The organism is Pedobacter sp. KBW01, from assembly GCF_003852395.1.
Taxonomy (GTDB): Bacteria; Bacteroidota; Bacteroidia; order Sphingobacteriales; family Sphingobacteriaceae; genus Pedobacter.
On sequence record NZ_QAJQ01000025.1, the window covers coordinates 1 to 6,938 of the forward strand.

The 6,938-nt window shown below is 37.9% G+C and carries 12 protein-coding genes; 4 read left to right on the forward strand and 8 right to left on the reverse strand.

Going from position 1 to position 6,938, the window contains the following annotated elements; genetic code table 11:
* From DBR40_RS26920 to DBR40_RS21590, 7 genes are all read right to left on the reverse strand, one after another.
* The coding region (locus DBR40_RS26920) for a hypothetical protein (RefSeq protein WP_199748411.1) at positions 1-769 on the reverse strand (769 nt) is incomplete at its 3' end.
* 42 nt (positions 770-811) lie between these two features.
* Positions 812-1,258 (reverse strand): hypothetical protein, encoded by a 447-nt coding sequence (locus DBR40_RS21565; RefSeq protein WP_124561804.1) that lies wholly within the window; start codon positions 1,256-1,258, stop codon positions 812-814.
* A 2-nt stretch (positions 1,259-1,260) separates the two neighbouring features.
* Entirely contained in the window at positions 1,261-2,097 is an 837-nt protein-coding gene (locus tag DBR40_RS21570) for a hypothetical protein (protein WP_124561805.1), read from the reverse strand.
* 4 nt (positions 2,098-2,101) lie between these two features.
* A complete protein-coding gene (locus DBR40_RS21575) occupies positions 2,102-2,320 on the reverse strand; it encodes a hypothetical protein (protein ID WP_124561806.1) in 219 nt (72 codons plus the stop codon).
* 105 nt (positions 2,321-2,425) lie between these two features.
* Positions 2,426-2,707, reverse strand: a complete 282-nt coding sequence (locus DBR40_RS21580) for a helix-turn-helix domain-containing protein (protein WP_124561807.1) — start codon at positions 2,705-2,707, stop codon at positions 2,426-2,428.
* The gene (locus DBR40_RS21585) at positions 2,695-2,913 is read right to left on the reverse strand and encodes a hypothetical protein (RefSeq protein ID WP_124561808.1); all 219 of its coding nucleotides are present in this window, start codon (positions 2,911-2,913) and stop codon (positions 2,695-2,697) included. The genes DBR40_RS21580 and DBR40_RS21585 overlap by 13 nt, the downstream gene beginning before the upstream one ends.
* A gap of 10 nt (positions 2,914-2,923) precedes the next feature.
* Entirely contained in the window at positions 2,924-3,160 is a 237-nt protein-coding gene (locus tag DBR40_RS21590; protein ID WP_124561809.1) for a helix-turn-helix transcriptional regulator, read from the reverse strand.
* A gap of 132 nt (positions 3,161-3,292) precedes the next feature.
* Here DBR40_RS21590 and DBR40_RS21595 point away from each other — a divergent pair, with 132 nt between their 5' ends.
* From DBR40_RS21595 to DBR40_RS21610, 4 genes are all read left to right on the forward strand, one after another.
* Positions 3,293-4,105: a helix-turn-helix transcriptional regulator gene (locus DBR40_RS21595; RefSeq protein ID WP_124561810.1), complete on the forward strand. Its 813-nt coding sequence runs from the start codon at positions 3,293-3,295 to the stop codon at positions 4,103-4,105.
* Positions 4,106-4,558 (forward strand): hypothetical protein, encoded by a 453-nt coding sequence (locus DBR40_RS21600; RefSeq protein ID WP_124561811.1) that lies wholly within the window; start codon positions 4,106-4,108, stop codon positions 4,556-4,558. It begins immediately after the preceding gene.
* Complete coding sequence (locus DBR40_RS21605; protein ID WP_124561812.1) at positions 4,558-4,980, forward strand: hypothetical protein; 423 nt, start codon at positions 4,558-4,560, stop codon at positions 4,978-4,980. The genes DBR40_RS21600 and DBR40_RS21605 overlap by 1 nt, the downstream gene beginning before the upstream one ends.
* Before the next feature lie 106 nt (positions 4,981-5,086).
* Complete coding sequence (locus DBR40_RS21610) at positions 5,087-5,500, forward strand: helix-turn-helix domain-containing protein (RefSeq protein ID WP_124561813.1); 414 nt, start codon at positions 5,087-5,089, stop codon at positions 5,498-5,500.
* A gap of 173 nt (positions 5,501-5,673) precedes the next feature.
* On the opposite strand, the gene DBR40_RS21615 is transcribed toward DBR40_RS21610, so the two are convergent.
* Positions 5,674-6,369: a hypothetical protein gene (locus DBR40_RS21615; protein ID WP_124561814.1), complete on the reverse strand. Its 696-nt coding sequence runs from the start codon at positions 6,367-6,369 to the stop codon at positions 5,674-5,676.
* Positions 6,370-6,938: the final 569 nt, after the last annotated feature.

Below are 6,938 nucleotides of genomic sequence, written 5' to 3' on the forward strand. Positions count from 1 at the left end.
CACCCTGATAACCTGTTGCCTTATCTGTTGGTGTTTCAGAATATTTAGCCCTATCAAAAACAAATTTAACTGCAGCTTTAGTTAAACTCGCTATACTTATTTCAGCCCCAATATGTATTTTCGACACAGCAACTTTTGAATCACCACCAGTTTCTTTTGAGGTTTCACCTTCCCCAGTAACCTCAGCAAATCTGCTGCATGCTGGTGGGTAATAATTAAAAACATCTAACGGATGCTCGCAATAGTGAAAACCTTTTGCACATGCTTCTGGCTTGCCATCCATTTCATAGCTTTTGCCAAACTCATATTGAAAATCACGGCATTTCATATCCAAACCGAAACCTTTGAAACCAGGTGTTAACACTGGAGCGGAAATAACATCTACAAAAGCTTGTGGCAGGTAAATGTTTTTGATACCTAATGCATTTTTAAATATGGGGGCGATTTCGGCATGAGTGAACCCAGCAATACCACAGCCAATTTCGGTAACAAGGAAGTTGAATTTCGTTTCATTTTTTGCAAATTCAATGAACTCTTGTACAAATGTGGCAAGATCAGGCAAAGCAATCTTCTGCATGTTGTAATTTAATGTTGGGATAGCATAAGTGCTACCTTGCAACCCTTTTGCTTGGCCATTGATCGCACCGAATTCATCAAGTGCTAACCTAGCTGCACCACCTATGTGCTCGCCGTTCATGTTTGAACCAAACACGAAAACTTCTTTTTTCTTTAGCTTGGTAATGTTGTTGGGTGTAATTTTTTGTGACATTTTATTTAAAATTAGATGTGAATGAATATTTTGGGGTGAAGATTAAAAAGCTATAGTTATGGATGACTTATCGAATAGGCTTGAAACTTTTGGCACCTCGACTCCTTCTGAATCGTATATAGTGTCTTTCGATTTAGTTGCAAGTTTAACAAGCTCCTTACGCTCAGCCAACTTACGTTCTAATTCTGCAACTTCTGGATCTTCGCTGTATTGCAGCTTTTCGGCTCCGTTTTTTGGCGTAAACGAAACCCCATTCCAGCTGTCTCTGGTATTCAATACAAGCCTTGAACGGAAAGTTTTTTCTGCGCTATCGATCACAGCCTTTAATCTTGAGAGATTAGACAATACATGTAGCGGTTCCACCTCCCCTTTTTCAAAAACATCTACAGCTAAATTGTAGCCTGCATTCTCTGCGTCTTTCTTCGAAAAGTTAGCGGCATACATTACCGCTAAATCTTCTGCTTTAAGTGTTAACAATTTGTTTTCCATGATTATGCTGCGTTAGTTTGGCCTGCGATAATGTTAGCTATCTCTGTTTCCTGTTCGGCGGTGAAGTCAAAAAACTCCCGCTTCTTAACAAGCTCAGTCTCCCCATTTTTCTTTAACACCTTAAGAAATGCTTTGTAATCGGCGTCTGGCATGTAAATCGGGGTAGCATCAGCATCGAAATTTGCTTTTAGTTGATCTTTTAATGCCAAGTATTTGGGCTTCTCATATTTAGGGATGATAGTCCAAGCTTTGGTTAGATCATCCAACGACCCACATTCACGTAATGAATTTTCATAGTCGACCGGATTTGACGGATCTGTAGCTTTGTCATCAACGACGGTATGTGTTACATCAATCGTATCCATTTCCTCTGGGGTATAAACAGGTCCTGCAAAAACATCAGGGGTATACCATTTTACACCATTGCTAATTGCCCTGGCGAAAAGCATGTTTTTAGGGAACTTATCTAAATTTTTGGTTTGGGCTTTTCTGGCATCTTCAATAGTGAAAGTGCTGTTCCCTAACTTTTCTTTCCCTTGATAAAAATCAATAGAACAAACCTTTTCATCCATTTGAAGTACCTTGTAATCGTACTTACCGCTTCCTTTAACTGTAGAAGCGATTAACCCTGCACCAATTGTAGGCTTTCCTTGAATGATATGTATGCCAGACATTGCTGCAAAGGGAGGAATCCCAATTTCCTGACCTGCTTGAATTTTTACAAATGCTTGCCCCATTTGCTTAGCATCAGTGAACATCCCACTTTCTGCAAATGTTCTTGCCATCGTCATGATATCATTAAATGGCATTCTGTTCGAGGTTACTAATTCTGTATTCATATTATTATCGAGTTATAATTGTTATTAATGTGTAAATGAATGCTGCCCCGAAGGCAATTACTGATACAATAAAAGCAGTATCCTTACTCATGTGCTTCCATGTGGCAAGTGCTGCACGCTTAATCGCGCTTTTTGCTGCCTGCTCTTTTGCCTTGCGAAACTCCGCGTGACGTTCAACCACCTTATCGTAGATAGCCTGAACCTGTGTTGTGCTATTTGTCATGATTATCGATTATGTTCATCATTTCCGATGATAGTTTTAAGATTTCAGTTGCTGAGGCCTGCTCAATCCTTAAGCGATACTCAAATAATAGGTGGTCGAAAGCGGTCATGGGGTATTTTTAAAGTATGATTGATTAATGTAGGCTTCGATATCTTTTCTTTTAAAGGTCCAATCTCCGCCTGTTTTTGAGCATCCTATCTCGTGCTTATTGGTGTGCATCCACTTTTCTGACTTATTCAGTAATACACCTGCCTCTTTTAAGGTTAAATAAGGTTTCTTAGCCTCATTGATGTCTGCCAGTGTTTGCATTACCGTTTCCTGCAAATTCTCCACTTTAAAAATCAGCGCCTGCAGTGTAGCTGTTTCTACAATACTTACTCCTTGCATAGCTCCCTCCTTTTCCAGCTGGCAACTACTTTGGTGCCTTTTCGATTTACGCTATATTCGCGATCAGGGAAACGCCCATTAGCCAAACTTGCTTGGTTGCGTATGTAGCCTTCCCTATTAATTAAGAATGGCGCTTCCTTACCCTCTGGTAGTGACTTAAGGATCGTCATAACCCCTATTGCCGGAGTTGTTTGTGCTAATTCCATATAACTTATATTAATTGATTAATCCTTTTTTCATTCCGAAGTAGACAAGCTCCTTGCCTCCCTGTAATCCAGTTTTGTTTCGAATGTTCTTCAAGTGAGAGAGCAAGGTGAAGTAACTCATATTCAAGTTGTAGGCTAATTCCTTGTCCGGCAGAATCGAGCCCTGAACAATCTCTATCTCCCGCTTCGTCAATATTCCGACCTCAACATCCAGGTTAATACCCCAATTATTAGCTAGTGAGTTCATAGTAGTAGTTATTTGCGATATGCGTTTTAAATGTTTATAATTACCTTTGTGTTATTGTTATGTGATACAAATATCTGTAGAAATTTCTACATAACATAGAAATAGTGTAGAAATATTAATAGAAATTTCTAAATGCCTGAAAATCAATCGGAAAAAATTAAACACCAACACGAAAGACTCGCTTTATTTTTAAAGTACAGAGGATTAAGCAATAGAGAGGCGGAAGGAATGCTAATGGTCGGTAATGGCAGGCTGGCGAAAATGGCCCAAAATGGAACTGAAATAAAACCAAGCTTACTGGAGAAAATTCTACACACCTTTCCTGACCTTAATAGAGAGTTCTTGCTTGACGGAAAGACACCAATGGTTTACCCAAATGTAGAGCCAACTAATCCCAGGCTCGAGGCCACCCCAATTAGTCTTTACCCACATAAGGAGGATGATACTGCACCTGATGGTAAGTTCTTATTCGCGCCCGATGGCACCATCGGAATGAAAGTAAAAATTATACCGGCAAAAGCTTATGCTGGTTATTTAAGAGGCTTTGCAGATCCTGAGTACTACGACGATTTTGATTACGAGGTAATAGCGGTTGACCAAAAACATAGAGGCACATATCTTGGATTTGAAGTGAGAGGAGACAGCATGGTTTGCCTCAGTTCTCCAGAACTCGCGGAGCAGAGCATTTTCCCAGGTAGAATAGCGATTGGCAGAGATTTGCCAAAGCACCAATGGATGTATAAGCTTCACACCCATAATTATGATAATTGGGTAATTGTCCACAAAACAGAAGGAATTTTAATAAAGCAAATTATTGATCATAATGTCGATGATGGAATAATAAAAATCCACTCTCTTAATCCTGATTATGAAGATGAGGAACTTTATTTAGATGAAGTGGAACAAATATTCAGCGTAGTAAGAATTATAACAAAAACAAGGTAAATGAAAAAATCTATTTTAACAATACTCGCGTTGTTACCAATTTGGGCTTTCGCTCAAAAACAAGACAGCACAATCTTTAATGGGACAAAAAAGATAGTGTTATTGAATAAGGCAACTGCAAAGGAAAACTATTTAGCAGCCGGAGAAAGTCTTGTTTCACTAGAATACAAAATTGGTAAAAAGGATACTGAATTTAATCAATTAAGCAGCGAACCATTGACAATTGAGGGAACTAATTACTATCGACAGTTAGTTTTAGAAGTTACTGCCAAGGATAATCAAATTATCATAACTCCAAAAACAAAACGGTTAAACAACCTAATGGGAGAACTTGGTCCTAAAGAAACTTTTGAGCCAACACCTTTCACAAAAAATAAACTTTCAAAAGACGTATATTTAAGATTAGAGAAGTTGGCACGAGCAATTGGCGGGAAAATTATTTACTCGGAATAATGACCAAAAAAGAGCAGACGGCCATCAGGCTCGGAATTATAAACCGAGTGTTTTCTGCAGTTATGCATATCTTGGAGGAAAGCCACATTTACGGGACTGATATATGGCCGGTCAATGGCTTTAAAGCCGGCTCTTTCCCTGATTTCGATGAGCATGGCATCTATAAGCAGGATACCATAAACGTTAATGTACTTGCGAGGGCGGAGCCTCCAATGTACAAGGTTAGGTTTAATAACTGGAATACCAGTGAACAACGAATTGTAGACCAAACAAACCAAATGCTTTTGATATTCGGTGATGCGGTTTACGACAACATACACTTTACCATGGAGTATCCGGAACAGGAGAATAGCCTTTGGCTAACAAGAAACGAGAACCAGCTCTGTGCATACCTGGATTATAATTTTGCTATTGCGAACTAATGTTTATAATGCCGCCAAACACATATAGTAAATAAATAGCTAGTAGTTTTTTAGGATTGTGAACCTCAGGGCGACCAACTACCTTTACATCATAAAAATAGAAACGATGACACCAGAGCAAGAAAAGATAAAAGCTGATGTGCAGGAACAGCAAAGGATAAAAAGGTTAATTCATTTTAGAACTCAGCGTATCCATAAAAGCCAAAACCAGGCAGCTGTACTTCTTGGAGTAAAACAGGCAACTCTATCCTATGTAGAATCCGGGCAACGTCAGGCAAGTTTAGCTTTGCTGGAAAAATTTTTTACCAAGTTTAATATGAACTCCGAATGGTACATGCACGGTACCGGCCCAGAAATTTTAAACGAACCAAAAAAGAGAAACACTATCGATTCCATTACTGAACTAAGGGCCGAAATTGCTTCACTTGAAAAGAAAATAAGAGTATTTGAAATCAATCAAAACAGGATGCTCTCTATAATAGAAAAACTAGAGGATCGGATTGCAAAAGGTGGATTATAGCACACCTTATTGACACCAACATTCCACAACAGCCAATAATAAGTTGTCTAACAGCAAGATAAGAAAGAACTGAATACTCCCTTCGGCTCCACCAATCAGCCTAAATACCAATAGGTTACAAAATTAACACCCAATTTTACACCCATCAAAGTGTAGTTGGGTGTTTTTTATTCTCAAATTAACTCTAGTAATTTTTCTTTGTTACTCCAAGGTATAGGTGGTTTAGTAGTTTTCTCTTCTAAAAGTCCCATAACTTGAGAATTTGCCTCGATTTTATACCCATCACACTCATCATTAATCAGAGTTAGCATTTCTTTTATATTATTAATGAATTTTGATTTAGAAGCCAATTCAAAATTTACGATTGATTTTCTTAGATCGTCATTAAATAAATTTTGAGATGAACCAGTAACGTATGAAAGTAGATAAATATCTGTTTTTTTGGAAATTATTGCATTGAAGCGCACACCCTTCAAATCATCAAGTGAATGCCTAAAATGTACATTATTATCGTAGTTTAATCTTATAAAATCATTAGCATCACTTTTAAACCTTTCTTTTTCTTTCGCTTCTTTATCATCAGAAAAATCAATAATTAATGCATTAATTACACCAACGCAAAAATGGCCAAGATCGAAAATAGCTGATGTAATTTCAGATTCTTGCTTACAAGTTTTATAAAAGAATTTAACACCAGTAAAATCTATTGTAGATTTAATCGAATATGTAGATTCAAAGCTACTAATGATTCGATTCTGTATAAGAACATTACTGTCAGAAACTGTAAAATTGTAGTAGTTTTGGTCAATCCAACCATTATCAGTAACGACTATCTTTCCATTAGTATAAGTAACAAATAAGCTTATCATTCAAAGTACTAAAAGGTGTTTTGACTTCGATTACGCTTCCTTTAACTTTAACGATAGTCAAGTTGGGGATTTCGCTAAAAGTGTGCAGTGATTCTCATTCCAAACTGTACACCCCGTTTTTTACCATCTGGTTTTGATAGTATCCTAAAGACTGACCCAAATATATCCAATCCAGTCCAATCTGACCTGGTCATTTTTCAAACAGTATTCGTAATTGTTGGCCCACTGACCCTCCGCCTGATTCCTTAGAAGGCAATATTCAGCGTCTAAAAGGACAATTTAGCCTTGGGCTAACAGAAAATTACCCTCGATAAAAAATACTCCAACAAAAGATTTATAAGTTTCGATTTTAAGGCCTTTAGCGCATCGACAATTTAATTTCTCTATACAAAACAATCAATGAGTCCGGTCAGGCTTCCGGAAAGCTTAAAACCGCTTAAAATGAGCCGAGTGGCCACTTTGGAGCGAAATAGAGTGAACAATATAGACCGAAAAAGCTGGCCACTATGCGCGAAAACAGGTGGATACTATTGCCGAAATCCCCAATATTATGTCTCGTCCTGAAATTA